General features: G+C 46.1%; 20 protein-coding genes. 16 read left to right on the top strand and 4 right to left on the bottom strand.

The features are described from left to right. Nucleotides 1–16: 16 nt before the first annotated feature. Both V7Z60_RS01190 and V7Z60_RS01185 read right to left on the bottom strand, forming a co-directional pair. Complete coding sequence (locus V7Z60_RS01190; RefSeq protein ID WP_334115699.1) at nucleotides 17–556, bottom strand: 3'-5' exonuclease; 540 nt, start codon at nucleotides 554–556, stop codon at nucleotides 17–19. 12 nt (nucleotides 557–568) lie between these two features. Then, a complete protein-coding gene (locus tag V7Z60_RS01185; RefSeq protein ID WP_334115696.1) occupies nucleotides 569–1333 on the bottom strand; it encodes an exodeoxyribonuclease III in 765 nt (254 codons plus the stop codon). 99 nt (nucleotides 1334–1432) lie between these two features. Between V7Z60_RS01185 and hisJ the strand changes: the two genes are divergently transcribed. The 13 genes from hisJ (at nucleotide 1433) to murB (ending at nucleotide 11627) form a co-directional block, all read left to right on the top strand. Further along, nucleotides 1433–2266 carry a histidinol-phosphatase HisJ gene (gene hisJ / locus V7Z60_RS01180; protein ID WP_334115721.1) on the top strand — a complete coding sequence of 278 codons (834 nt, stop codon included), beginning with the start codon at nucleotides 1433–1435 and terminating at the stop codon, nucleotides 2264–2266. A gap of 367 nt (nucleotides 2267–2633) precedes the next feature. Further along, nucleotides 2634–3779, top strand: coding sequence for an ATP phosphoribosyltransferase regulatory subunit (locus V7Z60_RS01175; RefSeq protein ID WP_334115695.1), 1146 nt, complete (start codon nucleotides 2634–2636; stop codon nucleotides 3777–3779). Further along, nucleotides 3776–4405, top strand: a complete 630-nt coding sequence (gene hisG / locus V7Z60_RS01170) for an ATP phosphoribosyltransferase (protein ID WP_334115693.1) — start codon at nucleotides 3776–3778, stop codon at nucleotides 4403–4405. Before V7Z60_RS01175 ends, hisG begins: the two co-directional genes overlap by 4 nt. After that, on the top strand, nucleotides 4406–5695 hold the full coding sequence (hisD, locus tag V7Z60_RS01165) for a histidinol dehydrogenase (RefSeq protein WP_334115691.1): 1290 nt from the start codon (nucleotides 4406–4408) through the stop codon (nucleotides 5693–5695). It abuts the gene before it with no gap. Then, nucleotides 5695–6279, top strand: coding sequence for an imidazoleglycerol-phosphate dehydratase HisB (hisB, locus tag V7Z60_RS01160; protein WP_334115690.1), 585 nt, complete (start codon nucleotides 5695–5697; stop codon nucleotides 6277–6279). The genes hisD and hisB overlap by 1 nt, the downstream gene beginning before the upstream one ends. Further along, nucleotides 6279–6890, top strand: a complete 612-nt coding sequence (gene hisH / locus V7Z60_RS01155; RefSeq protein ID WP_334115688.1) for an imidazole glycerol phosphate synthase subunit HisH — start codon at nucleotides 6279–6281, stop codon at nucleotides 6888–6890. The genes hisB and hisH overlap by 1 nt, the downstream gene beginning before the upstream one ends. Then, nucleotides 6890–7615 carry a 1-(5-phosphoribosyl)-5-[(5-phosphoribosylamino)methylideneamino]imidazole-4-carboxamide isomerase gene (hisA, locus tag V7Z60_RS01150; protein WP_334115685.1) on the top strand — a complete coding sequence of 242 codons (726 nt, stop codon included), beginning with the start codon at nucleotides 6890–6892 and terminating at the stop codon, nucleotides 7613–7615. Before hisH ends, hisA begins: the two co-directional genes overlap by 1 nt. Then, on the top strand, nucleotides 7605–8366 hold the full coding sequence (gene hisF, locus V7Z60_RS01145; RefSeq protein ID WP_334115683.1) for an imidazole glycerol phosphate synthase subunit HisF: 762 nt from the start codon (nucleotides 7605–7607) through the stop codon (nucleotides 8364–8366). Before hisA ends, hisF begins: the two co-directional genes overlap by 11 nt. Next, nucleotides 8363–8680 (top strand): phosphoribosyl-AMP cyclohydrolase, encoded by a 318-nt coding sequence (gene hisI / locus V7Z60_RS01140; protein WP_334115682.1) that lies wholly within the window; start codon nucleotides 8363–8365, stop codon nucleotides 8678–8680. The genes hisF and hisI overlap by 4 nt, the downstream gene beginning before the upstream one ends. A gap of 2 nt (nucleotides 8681–8682) precedes the next feature. Beyond that, a complete protein-coding gene (hisE, locus tag V7Z60_RS01135; RefSeq protein WP_334115681.1) occupies nucleotides 8683–9003 on the top strand; it encodes a phosphoribosyl-ATP diphosphatase in 321 nt (106 codons plus the stop codon). Between the two features lie 18 nt (nucleotides 9004–9021). Then, on the top strand, nucleotides 9022–10104 hold the full coding sequence (gene hisC, locus V7Z60_RS01130; RefSeq protein WP_334115680.1) for a histidinol-phosphate transaminase: 1083 nt from the start codon (nucleotides 9022–9024) through the stop codon (nucleotides 10102–10104). Next, the gene (locus V7Z60_RS01125; RefSeq protein ID WP_334115679.1) at nucleotides 10101–10646 is read left to right on the top strand and encodes a GNAT family N-acetyltransferase; all 546 of its coding nucleotides are present in this window, start codon (nucleotides 10101–10103) and stop codon (nucleotides 10644–10646) included. The genes hisC and V7Z60_RS01125 overlap by 4 nt, the downstream gene beginning before the upstream one ends. 66 nt (nucleotides 10647–10712) lie before the next feature. Then, nucleotides 10713–11627 carry a UDP-N-acetylmuramate dehydrogenase gene (gene murB, locus V7Z60_RS01120; RefSeq protein ID WP_334115677.1) on the top strand — a complete coding sequence of 305 codons (915 nt, stop codon included), beginning with the start codon at nucleotides 10713–10715 and terminating at the stop codon, nucleotides 11625–11627. Nucleotides 11628–11834: 207 nt separating this feature from the next. Here the strand turns inward: murB and V7Z60_RS01115 are convergent, their stop codons facing one another. Then, nucleotides 11835–13067 carry an aminopeptidase gene (locus V7Z60_RS01115; RefSeq protein ID WP_334115676.1) on the bottom strand — a complete coding sequence of 411 codons (1233 nt, stop codon included), beginning with the start codon at nucleotides 13065–13067 and terminating at the stop codon, nucleotides 11835–11837. 126 nt (nucleotides 13068–13193) lie between these two features. Here V7Z60_RS01115 and wecB point away from each other — a divergent pair, with 126 nt between their 5' ends. Both wecB and V7Z60_RS01105 read left to right on the top strand, forming a co-directional pair. Further along, entirely contained in the window at nucleotides 13194–14330 is a 1137-nt protein-coding gene (gene wecB / locus V7Z60_RS01110; protein WP_334115675.1) for a non-hydrolyzing UDP-N-acetylglucosamine 2-epimerase, read from the top strand. A gap of 142 nt (nucleotides 14331–14472) precedes the next feature. Next, nucleotides 14473–17328, top strand: a complete 2856-nt coding sequence (locus tag V7Z60_RS01105) for a YfhO family protein (protein ID WP_334115673.1) — start codon at nucleotides 14473–14475, stop codon at nucleotides 17326–17328. Nucleotides 17329–17372: 44 nt separating this feature from the next. Here V7Z60_RS01105 and V7Z60_RS01100 read toward each other — a convergent pair whose 3' ends face one another. Beyond that, nucleotides 17373–17828, bottom strand: a complete 456-nt coding sequence (locus V7Z60_RS01100) for a flavodoxin (protein WP_334115672.1) — start codon at nucleotides 17826–17828, stop codon at nucleotides 17373–17375. A gap of 171 nt (nucleotides 17829–17999) precedes the next feature. Here V7Z60_RS01100 and map point away from each other — a divergent pair, with 171 nt between their 5' ends. Beyond that, nucleotides 18000–18791: a type I methionyl aminopeptidase gene (map, locus tag V7Z60_RS01095; RefSeq protein ID WP_334115670.1), complete on the top strand. Its 792-nt coding sequence runs from the start codon at nucleotides 18000–18002 to the stop codon at nucleotides 18789–18791. Nucleotides 18792–18824 lie beyond the last annotated feature (33 nt).

Below are 18824 nucleotides of genomic sequence, written 5' to 3'. Positions count from 1 at the left end.
CTTATGGTTCTTCGTTCTACCGTCTGGGGTATGTGTACGTGAACGGCTTGATTTTTTCCGGTCCGAAGCATTCCAGCTGCTTCAGCAGTATTTCCGCACAGGCCTGACTGTCATCCAGGGCATTGTGGTGGTGCTTGAGATTGATGTCGAGGTTTTCGCAGATGGTGTCCAGCTTGTTGTCAGGAAGGTCGTACAGGCTCCTGCTTGTCTTGACGGTGTCGATGACGTTAAAGTGCGGAGGTTCGATGTTGTATGACTCAAGCGTCCTGCAGAGCACGCTGCAGTCAAAGGGAGCATTATGGGCGACGACAAGCGATTCAGTCGTAAAAAAGTTCTCAATATGAGGCCATAGTTCAGAAAAATCCGGAGAATCGACAACCATTTGAGGTTTGATTCCATGAATGGCAATGTTTCGATAATCAAAGTCGGTTTTAGGGTTTATGAGCGAGTAAAGCTCATCAACGATCTGATTGTTTTGAACAACGGTCAATGCCAGGGAACAGGCACTGTTTCGTTTGGCATTTGCTGTTTCAAAGTCAAAGGCAACAAAGTTCATATTTTTCTCCTTTTAAATTTTCAAATCATCCGTTTCAAGCAGGACGGGACAATGATCCGAGCCCATGATGTCCGTCAGAATCTCTGCATTTTGCAGCGAATCCTTCAGCGATTCTGAAACGATGAAATAATCGATGCGCCACCCGGCATTGTTTTTTCTGGCATTGAAACGATAGCTCCACCATGAGTAGACGCCCGCTTCATCAGGATGGAAGAACCGGAATGTATCAAGATATCCGTTTTCTAAAAGTCGCGTCATGCAGGCACGTTCTTTATCTGAAAAGCCGGCGTTCTTGTGATTTGTCCTGGGGTTCTTCAAGTCGATTTCCTCATGCGCAACGTTCAGATCACCACACATGATGACTGGCTTCCTCTCTTTTAAGGTATTGAGATAGCTCAAAAAGGCATCTTCAAATCCCATCCGAAAGTCGATGCGCCTGAGCTTTGGCTGGGAATTGGGGGAATAGCAGCAGACAAGATAAAAGCCCGCATACTCAAGAGTAATGACCCGGCCTTCATGATCAAACTCATTGTCCTGGATTCCGTAGTTGACAGATTGAGGCTCGTGTTTTGTAAAGATCGCCGTTCCCGAGTATCCCTTGCGTTCAGCGTAATTCCAGTATTGGTGATATCCTGGCAAATCCAGTTCGATCTGTCCTTCCTGCAATTTGGTTTCCTGGATGCAGAAGAAATCGGCATCGAGTTCTTCGAAGACTTCACTAAAGTTCTTTTTGACCACGGCTCTCAGACCGTTGACGTTCCATGAAATGAAATTCATTGATTTCAGTCCCTTGCTTTTGATGTGTTCATTATAACAGATTTGTTGACGGCAGGCACTCGGATGGCTATAATTATCGAAAAAAGCGAGGTGCAGACAATGAAAACGGACGGACATACGCATACGCAGCTGTGCGCTCACGGCAGCGGAGAAAAAACCGAAAAAATGATTGAAAAGGCAATCGGATTAGGGTTTACGGACTATTGCATTACGGAACATGCGCCGCTTCCGGCTGGTTTTGAAGCAGTATACGAAGGACCGAAGGAAGGGTATGAGACCGCATCGCTTGGCCTTGATCAGATTGAAGAGTATTTTGAACATGCTGAATGGCTAAAGGAAAGATTCAAGGGAAAGATCAACGTGCATGTCGGGTTTGAAACGGATTACCTGCCAGGTTTTGAAAATGAAATCAAAAAGTTTCTTGATGAATACGGGCCACGCTGCGACACCGGGATTTTGTCCGTTCACTTCATTCGGAATGCGGAAAATAAATTTCATTGCATCGATTTTTCACCGGAAGATCTGGCAGCCGGCGTAAAAGAGTGGCTGAATGATCCCCAGGAGATATATCATCGATATTTAATGCTTGTCAAAGATTCAATCGAATCCAATCTGGGAGAATATGCTCCAAAGAGAATTGGGCATATGAGTTTGATTAAAAAATATCAAGATTATTTTTCATTTCCCGAGAAATTTGACGAACGCAACATGCTTCTTATCGAAGAGATTTTAAAGGAAATAAAGCAGACGGAAAGGCAGCTTGACTTTAATCTTGCCGGAATGTACAAGCCGTATTGCAATGAGTTTTATCCGGGAATTCAGGTGCTTTCTCTGGCCAGAAGGATGCAGATTCCGCTGGTCTACGGATCGGATGCGCACGGAGTCGATGCCGTTGGTCAGGGATATCATCTTTTTTCGAGTCTGGCTCAATAATTTTTGGAATTTTTCTTGACTTTTGAAACATAAATGTTTATTATTAATGGTAAATTAATTCCTAATTGAATTTTAATTAATTGTAATGACCGGGAGAAACTGTCAGTAAGAGTGCTAAGAGAGTCTTGGGGGCTGGGAAAGGACCGCTCGTGACAGCATACACGCCTGCGAACTGATGAAATGAACCATTAATATTGAACTGTAGTAGTTTTATCCGGTTAGTTCCGTTATCGCTGTTGACTTGTTCAACATGAGGTCCGTATTGCGAGATGCGGATGAAACGGGGTGGAACCACGATAAAACGTCCTCCGATGTCCTTTTCAGGATGTCGGTTTTTTTTTACCAAAAAAGAAGGGAAGGGATCCGAGTGAAAAAATTTCGTTTGCCGCCGGGGTTAGGCGATGAGCTGGACGAACAATTGTCAATTGAAAACAAAGTGTCCTTCTGGATGATCAAAAGATTGCACGAGCGCGGATTTTCGCAGATCAAAACACCACTGCTCGAGTATTTTGAGCTTTTTGAAGATTACCGAATGCCCAATCAGAAGATGTATCGGCTGGGCGCAAGAGACAGCAGGGAACTTGTAATCAGGCCTGATATGACTTTGCCTGTTGCACGGTTTTTATCGACCCAAAACGTCAAGCTGCCGGCTAAGTTTTTTTACATCGGGGATCTTTACCGTAAAAATCGCGATTTGTCAGGCTTGTGCGATCAGGCTTATCAGCTGGGAGTCGAACTTGTCGGATATGCGTCCAAAAAGGCAGAGCTTGAGTGCCTGGAACTTTTAAGCGAACTTAACCGGACTTTTCTTGACGGAAGGTTAAATCTTGAGCTTGGACATGCCAGACTGGCTGATGAAGCACTCAAGGTTTTGAGCATTGATGAAGGAGAAGCGCTTGCCATTAAGGAGGCATTATTTGAAAAGAAACTGCCGCTTTATTTCAAGCTGATCGAACCGTTCAGATTGAATCGAAGCTACCCTTTCTTCAAAGCGTGGCCAAGATTGTTCGGGAGCGTTGAAGAAGTCGAAGCAAGCCTCAGGAAGCTGGAAATTCCTGAAACGATCGAACAGAGTCTGAATGAAGTCTTTGAAATTGCCAAAGCCTGCGAAGTTCTGGGAGGACACAAGGCAAATCTTGATTTGAGCGCTCCCGGACCTCAGCCGTATTATACGGGAATCGTCTTTAAAGGCTATTTGCCGGACGCTTCGAGAAACGTCATCAGCGGCGGCAGGTACGACCGGATGCTTGAGAGCTTTCAGGAAGAACCGGAACCGGCAGTCGGGATGGGAATCGAGCTTTCGTTTCTGTCAGGACTTTTGAATGACAGGCTGCCACGGGAGAAGACACTGCCGACTTTAGTGTATTTTGAGAAAGAACAGCTCAGGCAGGCAATGGATCTGGTGAAGAACAGCGATTCCCTGCAGCTTAGTCTTTCAGATACGCCGGAAGGGGCAAGAGCAGAGGCCGAAAGACTCGGTGGCGGATTGATTGATCTGACAAAGGAGGAGTGAAGTTGCTGAAAATTGCTTTGACAAAGGGAAGGACCGAAAGACAGGTTATTCCGCTGCTTGAAGAAAGCGGGGTCGATTGCAGCGGCCTTTTGAACAAGAAACGCAGGCTGATCGTCAGCGTTGACGACAAGTATCAGTTCGTGCTGGCAAAAGGTCCTGACGTTATGACGTATCTGACTAACGGAGCCTGCGACATCGGAATCGTCGGCAGCGATATTCTGGAAGAGCAGGGGCGAACTGAAAACCAGCTGCTTGACTTGAACGTCGGCAGATGCCGCTTCATTCTGGCCTCAACGGCAAACTTTGATCCGAAGGAAGAAAAGCGCAAGGTCATCGGAACAAAGTATCCGAACATTACACAACGCTATTTCGAATCAATCGGAGAAGACGTTGAGATCGTCAGAATTGAAGGGTCGGTCGAATTGGCGCCATTGGTCGGATTAGCAGATGCAATCGTGGATTTGACGGAAACGGGAACGACGCTCAGGGAAAATAATCTGGAAATCTATGCGGAACTCGGGCCGATTTCAACCAGGCTCGTAGCCAATCCGATTTCGCTTAAGCAGAAAAAACATGAAATCTTTGAATTGGTTGATGCGTTGGAAAGTGTTTGCGGGGGGATTTGAATGAAAATTTACGAAAACAGGACTTTAAATGAAATGAAGGAAATCGTTTCAGCATATACGAAACAGACGAGTGATCCTGAAATTGAAAAAGCCGTCGATGATATTCTGGAAGAAGTCCGGATTAATCAGGACGATGCGTTAAGAAAATACAGCGAAAAATTCGACGGCGTGAAAACAGACGATTTCAGGGTTCCGAAAGAAGCCTTGAACGAAGCATACGATTCGATTGACGATAAATTGAAAAATGCCATGGAGCTTGCGAAGAAGAACATCGTCAGTTTTCACAAACTGGAAATCGAAAAGGGCTTTGTCGACCTCAGCACGAAAGGAATCATGCGCGGACAGAAGGTGACGCCTCTTGAAAGCGTCGGTTTATACGTTCCCGGAGGCCGGGCAGCATATCCTTCGACAATTTTGATGTCGGCCCTGCCTGCTAAGATTGCAGGTGTCAAGAAGGTCGTCATGGTGACTCCTCCGCAAAAAGATGGTATTTCAAAGGCAGTTCTGGCAGCGGCCAGATTGGCAGGAGTCGACGAAGTTTATCAGATTGGCGGTGCTCAGGCAGTTGCCGCACTGGCATTTGGAACGCAGTCGATTCCGAAGGTCGACAAAATTATCGGACCCGGCAATGTTTTTGTTGCCGTTGCCAAGAAAAAGGTCTTTGGCACGGTGGCAATCGATATGGTTGCCGGCCCGTCTGAAATCGGCATTTTGGCAGATGATTCAGCAAACGCCCGGCAGATTGCGTCGGATCTGCTGTCTCAGGCAGAACACGATCCGCGTGCGCGTGCCATGCTGATTACGGATTCGAAAAAGTTGGCAGACGACGTTTCAAAGGAAGTCGAGATCCAGTTGAGGACGCTTCCGAAGGAAAGAATAGCCCGACGGTCAATCGAAGACAGAGGCTTCGTCGCAGTCATGGATGATAAGGAGGAAATGTTTGATCTGATGAACGAGGTTGCTCCGGAACACCTGGAAGTCAATCTCGAAAATCCGACTCAGTATCTTCCGTTGATAAAGAATGCAGGGTCCGTCTTCTTGGGCAAATACGCTTCAGAACCTTTGGGCGATTACGTTGCCGGACCAAATCATGTTTTGCCGACCGGCGGGACTGCCCGCTTCTCTTCTCCGCTCGGCGTCTATGATTTCGTCAAGCGGACTTCATTCGTCCAGTTTTCAAGAGATGCTTTGAAAGCAGATATTGAGGCAATTACGACGCTGGCAAGGGAAGAAGGGCTTGAAGCGCATGCGAGAGCTGTTGAAACCCGCTTCGAAAAGGAGGATTTCTGATGAGAAAGGCAAACATCAAACGAACGACGAAGGAAACAACGATTGAGGTGTTTTTGAATCTTGATGAGCAGTTTCCTTCAGAAATCGACACCGGCATCGGTTTTTTCGATCACATGTTGACTCTTTTTGCCAAGCATGGGCGTTTCGGACTCAGGGTAAAGGCGGCCGGCGATTTGAACGTTGACTGTCACCATACCGTTGAAGATACCGGCATCGTAATCGGAGAATGCTTTAAACAGGCATTGGGAGACAAGGCTCAGATTGAACGCTACGGGAATGCAGTAGTGCCGATGGATGAGACGCTGGCGCAGGTGACGATAGATCTCAGCGGCCGGTCATACCTTGTATTCAATGCGGATCTTGAAAATCAAAGGCTTGGAAGCTTTGAAACCGAAACAGTCGAGGATTTCTTTCAGGCCGCAGCATTTTCTGCTGAAATGAATCTGCATGCCAACGTGATATACGGGCGCAATACTCATCACAAAATTGAAGCATTGTTCAAGGCATGGGCAAGGGCAATGCGTCAGGCGGTTGAAATCAATCCTGAAATCAAAGGAGTGAACTCGACAAAGGGGGTTATCTGATGATTGTTGCAGTTGACTATGGTGCAGGCAACCTTGCCAATGTTTTGAAGGCTTTTCGTTATTTGGGCGAAGAAGTTGTTGCAAGTTCTTCACCAACGGTGATTCGACAGGCTGACGGCATCGTCTTGCCTGGAGTAGGTGCATTCGGCAGTGCCATGGATGAATTGAGAAAAAGACAGCTGGACCGGGTTTTGTATGAAGAAGCCAGAGCAGGCAAGCCGTTGATTGGTATTTGTCTTGGGATGCAGCTTTTATTTGACGAATCAGACGAATTCGGCGTTCATGAAGGCCTTCACTTGATTCCGGGAAGAGTTGAAGCATTTCCGGAAGATATTGACCTGCTGGTTCCGCAGATGGGGTGGAATCAAAATGTCGTCAACAATGAACAAAGCATTTTTTCAGACGTTTTAGACGGAAGCTATACTTATTTCGTTCATTCGTATTACGCAAAATGTGATCAGCAATATGTTGTTTCGTACACGGATTACGGTGTCAGGGTGCCGTCTTGCGTGGAATTCAAGAATGTTTACGGGATGCAGTTTCATCCTGAAAAAAGCGGGAAAATGGGTTTGAAGATGCTTGAACGTTTCATGGAAAGGGTGGATGAGTGATGATTATACCGGCAATTGACCTTAAAGACGGGCACAGCGTGCGGCTTTATCAGGGAGATTACGCAAAGCAGATGCTGGTGGCACAGGTTCCGGAAGAACAGGCAAAGGCAATTGATGAAGCAGGGCTCAATGCCCTGCATCTTGTCGATTTGGACGGAGCCAAAGTCAAGCATCCGGTCAATACGGAAACGGTCAAAAAGATCCGTCAGAATTTTGAAGGATACATTGAGCTTGGCGGCGGCATCAGGACGCTTGAGGATGTTTCTGCCTGTCTTGAAATCGGCATTGACCGGGTAATACTCGGTTCCGTTGCCGTTACTGATCCTGAACTTGTCAAGGATGCCCTGCAAAAATTCGGCGAAGAAAGAATTGCAATCGGAATCGACGGAACGAACGACAAGGTTGCCGTCAACGGATGGCTTGAAAAAACCGAAGTGACGCTTGAAGAGCTGATGAAGGAAATGGAGGCGATCGGTGCCAGGCATTTTATCGTGACCGACACTTCAAAGGACGGAACTCTGGCGGGACCAAACATTGATCTTTATCGTAATCTGAAAAAAGAATTTCCGAATGCCGTAATTACCGCATCCGGTGGCATCAGCGGGTTGGCGGACGTCAAAAAACTGCTCTTCTGCGGGATTCGCGAAATCATCGTCGGCAAGGCACTGGCAGCAGGGAGGGTGACGTTAGAAGAACTTTCGGAGGTGAACCGTCATGCTCGCTAAGAGAATCATTCCATGTCTTGACGTCGATCACGGCAAGGTCAAGAAGGGAATCAACTTCAAAAACCTTGTTGAAGTCGGATCTCCGGTTGAAATTGCTGCGGAATATGAACTTCAGGGAGCTGATGAGCTGGTTTTCCTGGACATTACGGCAACACTTGATCAAAGAAAAACAATGGCCGAGACGGTTGAAGAGGTTTCAAGGCAGGTCTTCATGCCTTTGACCGTTGGCGGCGGAATCAAGTCTGAAGAGGAAATGCGTGAGCTTTTGCAAAACGGTGCCGACAAAATTTCGCTCAATTCAGCCGCAATCAATGATCCTGAATTGATAACGGCTGGAGCCAGGCGATTTGGAAGCCAGTGCATCGTTTGTGCGATTGACGTCAAAAAAGACGTCGGGACAGGACGGTACCAGGTCTATTCAAAGGGCGGAACTGAAAATACCGGACTTGATGCCATGAAATGGGCCAAAAAAGCCGTTGAGCTCGGTGCCGGAGAATTGCTCGTTACGAGCATGGACTGCGACGGGACGAAACAGGGCTTTGACATTGAACTCTATCAGCAAATCGGCGAAGCAGTTCATGTTCCGGTCATTGCATCGGGAGGCGCCGGCAAAAAGGAAGATTTTCTGGATGTTTTCCAAGAAACGCCCGTAACAGGTGCTCTGGCAGCTTCTCTGTTTCACTTCGGCGAACTTAAAATCGGAGAACTCAAAAAGTATCTTGAAGAAAACGGGGTGAACATCAGACGATGAAGCCTGTATTTGACAAAAACGGGCTGCTGACAACCGTCGTTTGCGATGTCAGGACGAACAAGGTCTTGATGGTAGCCTGGATGAATGAGGAAAGTTATGCATTGACGAAAAAAACGCGTCAGACATGGTTCTGGTCACGTTCCCGCCAAAGACTTTGGCATAAGGGCGAAGAAAGCGGAAATACGCAGGAAGTCGTTTCGATGACGCTTGACTGCGACTCCGACACGCTGCTTGTCAACGTGATTCCTGCCGGTCCTGCATGTCATACCGGACATGAGACGTGTTTTTTCAATGAAGTTGAAATGGAGGAGTAATTATGCAAGATTTGGACGAATTATATCAATCTGTCGTGGAGCGCAGGAAAAATCCCAAGCCTGGTTCTTATACCGATTATTTATTTACAAAGGGATTGGACAAAATATTGAAGAAGGTCGGCGAAGAATCGACTGAAGTCATCGTTGCAGCCAAGAATCCGGACAAAAGCGAGCTGCGTTACGAAACGGCCGATCTTTTATACCATTTGATGGTTTTGCTGGTTGAACAGGGCGTTTCCTTTGACGAAATCAAGGAAGAACTCGGAAGCAGAGTCGGTTTGATGAGCAAAACGAAGGATCGTCCGGAAATTAAAGACTTGTAGTCGGAAAGGAGTTTTTCGATGCGTGAAAATCTTAAGAACCTATGCGCTTACGTCCCGGAAGCTTCGCTTGATGAGGTCAGGAGAAAGTATAATCTGAAAAAGGTTCATCGGCTTTCGGCAAATGAAAATCCTTACGGAACTTCGAAAAAGGTTGAGGAAGCAGTCAGGAACTGGAACTTTTCCGAGAGCAACCGTTATCCGGACGGATATGCACAGGAACTGAGAACGGCAATCGCAAAGCATGTCGGCTGCAGGGAAAGCCAGCTGATCTTAGGTGTCGGTCTGGATGAAATCATTGCAATTCTGTCACGGACGTTTCTTGATCAAGGAGACGAGGTCATCGTTTCCGATCCGACTTTTTCCGAATATGAACTCAATGCTCTGATTGAAGGCGCAGTCGTCAGGCATGCAAAATGCAGTGAAGAAACCGGCAAGACGGATTTTGAAGCCATGTTTTCAGAAATGACGGATAAAACCAAAATGATTTGGATCTGCAATCCTAACAACCCGACCGGTGCACTCAATCCGGCTGAAGAAATCGATGCTTTTCTGGCCAGGGTTCCAGAAGACGTCATCGTCCTGATAGATGAAGCTTATATTGAATTTGCCGATGGAAATCAAACGGCAGTCGGTTTGCTTTCAAAATACAAAAATGCAGCCGTTATGCGAACTTTTTCAAAAATCTATGGTCTGGCCAACTATCGTGTCGGCTACATCGTAATGTCTGGCGAACCGGGAAACGTCCTGCAAACGGTCAGATGTCCGTATAATCTTAATTCATTGTCTCAAACGGCGGCATTGGCGGCACTTTCCGATCAGGAATTCGTTGAAAAGTGTGCAGGAAAAAACGCGCGCGAACGTGAGAGATTGGAAGTTTTCTTCGAAGAAAACGGCATTTTTCATTTCAAGAGTCAGGCAAACTTTATCTTCTTCAGGTTCGAAGATGCAGAAGAACTTGCTGAATATCTTTTGAAAAACGGGTATCAGATTCGTCGCGGCCTGCGCAGGGACTGGCTCCGGGTCACGATTGGAAAGAAGAAGGAGAACATTGAACTGATGCGGCTTATTTTACAGTATCAAAACGAAAAGAGCAGGCGATGATTGATTTTGAAACGGTTAACGTTTTTTTAGAAAACAAGCGGCATGTGACGATCAGACCTGTATTTTCAAGCGAGGCAGACGAGGTTGCCGAATTTTTTAAAATAGTGACCGAAGAAACCGAATTCCTGTCAAAACAATCGGACGAGGCAAGTTCTCCGGCTGAAATCGGGCGTTTTCTGCAAGTTTTGGAACGTTCAGAGAATTCCCTGTTTCTTGTTGCCAAATCAGGCGGAGAAGTCATCGGCATGGGACAGGTCGTTTTTAGAAACAGGAAAAAGAGCCGTCATCGCGCAACTGTTTCCGTTGCAATCAAAAGAAAATTCTGGGGACTGGGGCTTGGAACCGCATTGATGAAAGGCATGACTGCATTTTCTGAAAAAAACGGTGCCAAACAGCTTGAACTGACCGTCATGTCAGAAAACAGGCGGGCAATCAATCTTTATGAGCGACAGGGATTTGTTGAGGTCGGACGAATGCCTAACGCTTATTTGATGAAAGACGGCAGTTTTTGTGACGAAATTTCGATGGTCAAAATTCTTTGAGGTTGGTTTCTCAATGCAATCCATGTTAAAATGGCAAGTGTAATTCAGCAAAAGGAAGCATTTTAAATGGACAATATTGAAACAAGAATCATGCAGGATTTGAAGGGAATCATCGTTAAGCCCAACGAGCCGCTTTGCAAGTATACCAATACGCGGACTGGCGGTCCGGCAGATTTTGCCGTTTTCCCGGCAAGCATTGAAGAAGCCGGGAAAACGGTTCTCTTCACTAAGGAAAACGGACTTGACCTGACCGTTATCGGCAATGCAAGCAATTTGATCGTCAAGGACGGCGGCATCTCCGGCGTCGTCATGATCCTGACGAAGATGGATTCCATCAGAATCGACGGAGACAAGGTGGTGGCAAGTGCCGGTGCTGCCTTGATTGATGCAACCCAGGCTGCATATGAGGCAGGACTGACGGGTTTTGAATTTGCATCCGGAATTCCAGGGTCCGTCGGTGGCGCAATTTTCATGAATGCCGGGGCATATGACGGCGAAATCAAGGATATTGCCGAATCGGTGACTGTTCTGACCCGTTCTGGTGAAATCAGGACTTATGAAAATGCAGAGCTTGATTTCGGCTATCGTCACAGCCGGCTGCAGGACGAAGACGACATTGTGCTTGAAGCAACGTTTTTGCTTAAACCTGGCGACAAGGAAAAAATTCATGCTCGCATGGAGGAATTGAGTTTTCTTCGTGCTTCCAAGCAACCGCTTGAATATCCTTCCTGCGGGAGCGTCTTTAAGCGTCCCGTCGGGCATTATACGGGCAAGCTGGTGCATGATGCAGGCCTTCAGGGATTTACGATCGGTGGAGCTCAAGTCTCGAAGAAACATGCAGGTTTTATTGTCAACGTCGGCAACGCTACGGCAACTGACTATCAAAACGTCATTAAGCATGTACAGGATGTCGTTTTTGAAAAATTCGGCGTAAGACTGGAAACGGAAGTCAGAATTATCGGAAAAGATCAGGATATGTAAACGAGGCCGGAAAAAGCTGTGCCTCAAATTGAAAACCCGGATGATTTGTTAATTGCAAATCTAATCCGGGTTTTTGTATGCGGGAATTAAATTCCCATTGATTAAAAATTACATTTTTCTTTCATGAGTCAAAATGGGCATGATAAGTCGCAAGTCGACTGTATTGTTCCTGAGTCAGGAGAAAAACGGACATTTTCAGGTAAAATTCTACGCCCAGTCTCCGTTTCTGAAGACCGGAACGATGGTCCCGTCCTTTTTGATGCCGTCGATATCCATGTCGGCTGATCCGACCATGAAGTCAACGTGTGTCTGGCTGACGTTCATGCCGCAATCAAGAAGTTCCTCATCTGACATCTTGGTTCCTCCGGCGACGTTGAACGGATAAGAGGCGCCAAGAGCAAGGTGATCAGAGGCATTTTCGTCAAAAAGCGTGTTGAAGAAGATGATGCCTGACTGCGAAATTGGTGAAGGATCAGGTACAAGGGAAACTTCTCCGAGCGATTTGGCTCCGTCATCGGTTTCCAGAAGGTGGTTCAGAACTTCCTGTCCTTTTTCTGCCGTCGCTTCAACCACTTTTCCGTCTTTAAACGTGAATTTCATATTTTCGAGAATGTTGCCTGCGTAGGAAAGCGGTTTGGTTGACGTCACGTAGCCGTTGATTCGACGACGGTCAGGGGCAGTGAAGACTTCTTCAGTCGGCATGTTGGCCATGAACTCGATTCCTTCCGGTGTAAAGCTTCCGGCGCCTTCCCAGACGTGGTTTTCCGGAAGACCGATCGTGATGTCCGTTACGGGAGAAACATAGTGCAGGGCTGAAAACTGTTGTTCGTTCAGCCAGTCTGATTTTTCATGGAGTTTTTGATCATGTTCGTGCCATGCCTTGACGGGATCGTCCTTGTCGATACGGGTCGTCTTGAAGATTTCCTCCCACAAGGCATCGATTGCCTCCTGTCCCTTCTTTTCAGGGAAGACTTTTTCTGCCCATGCCTGATCGGCAGCAGAAACGACCGTCCAGCTCAGATCATTGTTTTGCGTTGCTTTTCTGACTTGCCTCAACGCCTTGCCCATAGCGGCCTGTTTTTTGGCGATGCGCTTTTGATCGATTCCTGCGTATGCACCGGGATCGGCCGACATGACAGAAATGCGCGCTGCCCTTTTCTCTGCGATGTAGTCGCCTTTTCTGACGATGTATTCCGGTACGTTTTCAAGCCTTTCTTCCGAAGCGAACTTAAGGAATGCCCGTTCTGAGAAAGTGTCATTCCATTCGATCATGACTTCCGATGCACCGGCCTTATAGGCTTCTTCGACAATCAAATGAGCAAGTTCCTGTTGAGTAACTGAAATATAAAGAACGACCGGCTGGCCTTTTTGAACATTGACGCCGACCTTGACGATTAATTCGGCATATTTTCTGAGCTTTTCTGAGAAATTTTCAATCATTTGTGTTCCTCCCCTGAATTTTGAATTACAGTAATTTTACCATGAAACGTCTTCTTTTTGAAAATACAGAGTAACAATTGGCGAATTTTGTTATAATTAACCTAACAGACTATCGGAGGAATTGAAATGAAGATTAAGGTAATGACTGTTTTCGGGACGCGTCCGGAGGCAATCAAGATGGCTCCGCTTGTCCTGGCTCTTAAAGCAGACGAGCGTTTTGAAGCAATCACGGCGGTTACGGCACAGCATCGGGAAATGCTTGATTCTGCGCTTGAAATTTTCAAAATCAAACCTGACTATGATTTGAATCTGATGCATAAGGGGCAGACTCTGCAGGAAATTACAGCGGATGTGATGACGAAAATCGATGACGTCATAAAGAAAGCAGATCCTGACATCATTCTGGTTCACGGAGATACGACGACGACTTTTGCAGCGGCTCTGGCCGGTTTCTACAATCGAAAAACCCTGGGACACGTTGAAGCAGGACTTCGAACCTGGAACAAATATTCACCGTTTCCGGAAGAAATGAACAGACAGATGACGGATGATTTATGCGACATTTACTTTGCACCGACGGAATTGTCAAGGAAAAATCTGCTTAGACAGAATCATCCAGCCGAACAAATTTACGTAACGGGAAATACTGCGATCGATGCCATGCGCGAAACAATCAAGGATGACTATCATCATGAAATTTTCAGCGAACTTGATCCGCGGAAGAAAATGGTTCTCCTGACGATGCATCGTCGTGAAAATCAGGGCAGCAAGATGAAGGAAACGTTTGAGGCAATCAGAGAAGTCGTTTTGGAAAGAAACGACGTGCAGGTCGTTTATCCGGTTCATCTGAGCCCAAGGGTCCAGGAAACTGCCCATGAGGTCTTTGATGACGTAAGGGACGTTCATCTGATTAATCCGCTTGACGTGGTTGATTTCCACAATCTGCAGGCAAAAAGCAGTTTCATCATGTCCGATTCGGGCGGAGTTCAGGAAGAAGCGCCCGCATTGAAAAAACCGGTTCTGGTTTTGCGCGATACGACGGAACGACCTGAAGGAGTTTCGGCCGGAACTCTCAAGCTTGTCGGGACAAATGGAGAAAACGTCAAAAAAGAGATGATTCGCCTGCTTGATGATGAAGCAGAATACCAGCGAATGGCAAATGCCAGGAATCCTTATGGCGACGGTCATGCCTGTGAACGGATTCTTGATGCAATCGCCTATTATTTTAAACAGACGGATGTCAGGCCAAGGGATTTCATGTAGGGTACAGGTGTCACGGACTTTAAATCTTTACGCTATTTCATACTTGATGTTCAGCGATAAAATTCTTAAACCTCCCTTAAATTTTTGCTTATCTTCCTTGATATAGGGTACAATTATAAGCGAGATTAAGGGAGGTTTTTTTGTGCAGTTCACATTCGAAAAAAAGCAGCGACGCAGATTATATCTGAGCTTCACCCTAATCTTTTTGATTTGCGCCGCTTTTGTATATGGAACTTATTTTTTGACCGGTCATGAGCTGATTTGGCATCTTGACGGTGCCAATCAGCATTTGCCGCTCATGCAGCAGTATCGGCAGATACTGAAGGATTTTCTGGCTGATCCAACCAAGCCGCTTGAGCAATGGTCGTGGCATATGGGACTTGGAACTGACACGTTTTCGGTATATTCGTATTACCTGATAGGCGATGTCTTTGCTTATTTGACGCTGCTGTTTCCTGCAGGAAAAATGGTCCTTGCATATCAGTTTCTGATCATTCTGCGTCTGTACTGCGCGGGTCTGTCATTTGTCTTCTTTGCATCGCATTTCAATGACTTAAGGGAACATGCGATTCTTTGCGGAAGTCTGGTTTATCTGTTTAATGCATATTTACTTTATTCAAACGTTGCACAGCCGTTTTTCACGTTGCCGTTCATCATCTTTCCGCTGATAATCACGGCACTTGAAAAGGTATTGCAGGGTGGTTCCTTCTGGCCGCTTTATCTGGTCTTTTCGTGGATGCTGATCAGCAATTTTTATTTTGCATACGTCATGGGACTTGGAGCAATCGTTTATCTGGCTTTGCGCTGGGGTATCAGCTATCGAAAATCAGGAAGAATCCTTGAGAAGTTATGCAAGCTGGCAAGTGCAACGGTGCTTGCGCTGCTGACTTCGGCGTTCATGCTGATTCCCGAAATCCATGCTGTAATGAACTCAACGCGTTCAGCAAGCGAATTTGCTAACGGATTAAAAGTTTATCCGCTTTATTATTATCTGGCATTGCCGTCGCAGCTGATCAACGGCGGCAATCGTGATTTTTATTTTTGGAGCGCACTCGGTTTTTGCAGTCTGGCCTTTTTTGCAATTATTTATATTCTGGCCAGGAGAAGAAGATATCCGGTACTTGCGACGCTTTTTGGAATTTCCTTCGTGATGCTGTTAATTCCTGCATGCGGTGCGTTTTTCAACGGAATGATGTCTCCATCGAATCGCTGGACTCTGATGCTTTGCCTGCCGGTCGGATTGTCCAGTGCGATTTTGGTCCAGAATATCACGCAATTGTCAAAAAAGATGCTGAAGCTGTTTACGATTGCGCTTGTCGCATATCTTGCCGTTATTATATTGACTTATTATTTTCAAAACAACGAGCGGATTTTCATCCCGATTATTTTTCTCGCAGTTTTCTGGGCCGTGATTTACGTGATCAATACGGCTGATATCAGATCCGGCTCATTGGTGATTCTTCTTGTGTCTCTGGGAAACGTCTGCCTGAATGCAGTCTACTTTGAAGCACCGTTCAACGGGGGGTATTCGAATGAAATGCTCGACAGCGGGGCCTATGAGCGTTTGAGCGAAAACCGCTATGCCGGCCTTGAACAGGATCTTGACGAAAAAAATGATTTTTACCGCGTGTCGACGCTCAGCCAGAATTATTTCTTCGGTTCTGACTATCATATGTACAACGCTTTAAATGATCGGCTTTATTCACTGAATTCATATTATTCGTTACAAAATAAGAATTTGGGTAACTTTTCAACGCTGATGCAGAATACGCAATATGAATCGAATATTCCGCTAGGACAGGTTTCTGACCGGACAATTTTAAATGATTTCCTTGGCGTGCGCTATCTCTTTGTCAGAATCAACCAGCCTAACGCCGATAAGATTCCTGCCGGATTCGTACTGGACAAGACGACCAGGAGAATCACAGATCCAAACGGGAATTCAAGTCTTGATTCGCAGACGCTGCGTTATAGAAACGAATATGCATTCCCGCTTGTTTATTTTCAAGACAAGGTTCTGACGCGGAAGGACACCGAAAACCTCAGCGTTTCCGCAAAGGAAAGGGCGCTTGCCGATGGTGTCTGCGTATCGGAGAAAAATGCTTCAGGTCTGAGTCATGCCGATGTTTCGGAAGAATCCCTTGATGTTCCGTATACGCTTGTTTCGAGTCGTGGCAACGTGGTTTCTTCTCTGGATTTTGAAAAAAGGGACAAAAACGAAACATATCGAATCGTTTTGCAGAATCCCGAGGAATATCAAAACTGCGAGCTGCATGTTGAGATCAACAATATCAATTATGTTCCGTATTCGCTTAAGAAACAGGTGTCAATCGAGCAGCGTGCAAAGGATAACGATCCAGCTCAGGGAATTCTGGCCCAGAACAAGAGTCTGAACTATTATCGCTATCTTCGCTACCATGTACTGCAGGGATCTCCTGACATCAGTTATACGTTGAAAGTCGACGGACCATACGGAACGGAAAAAATCTCTCAGCCTGACCAGAGTGCACTGTCGTTTTTCAAAAAAGTTACGAACGGTACGCTTAATCTGGGATATTTTCAAAAGCAGCTGCCTGATTCCCTGGCGCTTTCACCGACGAAACTCGGCAGGTACAGTTTTGACTTGAAAGTGACCGCAACTCCTATTTCTGAAGATTACGCATCTCAGGTCAGAAAATTGCAGCGCCATGCTTTACAGAACGTTAAATTTTCGCCAAACAGGCTTTCAGGCTCGATTAGAACGAACAAGGAAGGAATTCTTGCAAGTTCGATTCCATATTCGAAAGGCTGGAGTGCAACCGTTAATGGACACAAGGCAAAAGTCATCAAAACGAATCATGCTTTCGTCGGTCTCAGACTTTCTTCAGGAAAATCGGACATCGTTTTTAAATACAGAGTACCGGGCCTCAAGACGGGGCTTTTGATCACGAAGCTTTCGCTGATTTTCGTCTTGGCATTAGCCTTGTTCGATTATCTTCGCTTCAGGAAAAGAAGATGAAAAAAACTCCCTGATTCTTTGATCGGGGAGTTTTTTCATGCATTCTATTTGTTGTTGTATGCTTCAACCAATGCATCAGCAAAGGCATCAAGCTTTTGGACGTCTTCATCGCTGTCTGGAGCGAGATTGATCTTGACGTTTTCAGCACCTTTAACGGCGCCTGATGCGGCAAGCTTTTTGCCGAATTCGTCAATTGCAAGTCCGAAGTATTCGCCGTAGAAAGTGTCGCCGGAGCCGGCAACGCCGTAGATCTTGCCGGTCAGGTCAACATCTTCAAGGTCATCATAGAAATCAAGACCTTCATCAGGAAGTGCTCCTTCGTCATAAGTGTACGGACAAACGACGCAGATGTCGACGTCAGCGAAGTCTTCGGGATCTGCCTGGGAAATTTCTTCAACGGAAACTTCAACGCCTTTTCTTTCAAGTTCTTGGGCAACGATGTCGGCAACGTCTTCATTATTGCCGGTGATCGTCGCAAAAACAACTTTTGCTGTTGCCATGTAAAAACCCTCTTTCATTTGAAGTGACAAGCCTATTATATCAAAAAACAGGAACCGAATGGCAATATTATTGAAAAACCGCTGAAGGCATTAAATTGCAAAATAATCGTTATGAAATGACTTGATGCGTTATAATGTAATAGTTAAGAAAATTTTTGGAGGCAAATTATAATGATCACGTTAAAATCACCGCGCGAAATAGAGGAAATGGCCAAGTCCGGCGCTATTCTGGCCGGGATGCATATCGGACTTCGCGAGATTATCAAGCCGGGAATTTCAAGTTGGGAAATTGAAAAATTTGCGCGCAAGTATTTCAAGGAACATGGTGCAATTGCGGAACAAATCGGATTTGAGGGTTATAAATACGCAACGTGCGTCAGCGTCAACGATGAAATCTGCCATGGCTTTCCACGGAAGAATCTGATCCTGCGTGACGGAGATCTGATCAAGGTTGACACGGTCGTCAACTATCACGGCGCAATGAGCGATTCCTGCTGGAGCTATGTTGTCGGCAAATCAACGCCGGAAATCGATCGATTGATGGAAGTAACTAAAAAGGCTCTGTATTTGGGTATTGAACAGGCACAAGTCGGAAATCGCATCGGAGATATCGGAGCGGCGATTCAGCATTATACCGAAGACGTAAACGGCTATGGTGACGTGCGCGAATTTATCGGACACGGAATCGGACCGACGATGCATGAAAGTCCGAACGTACCTCACTACGGCGAAGCAGGCAAGGGAGTTCGTTTGCGCGAAGGCATGACGATTACGATTGAACCCATGATCAACATGGGCGGATGGGAAGCGGAAATGGACGATCCGAACGGCTGGACTGCGAGAACTGCCGATGGAAGCCTGTCATGTCAGTACGAGCACACGATTGCAATCACAAAGGAAGGACCGAAAATCTTGACGTCTCAAGATCCTGTTTTGGATGCCCCGTATTTATACGAATTCTAGTAAGTAAATTTAATCCGTTTTCTTAAGTAATTA

Source organism: Ligilactobacillus sp. (assembly GCF_036846325.1).
Taxonomy (GTDB): domain Bacteria; phylum Bacillota; class Bacilli; order Lactobacillales; family Lactobacillaceae; genus Ligilactobacillus.
The sequence above is the reverse complement of the archived record's forward strand: the minus strand, read 5'-3'. Positions and strand labels throughout refer to the sequence as shown.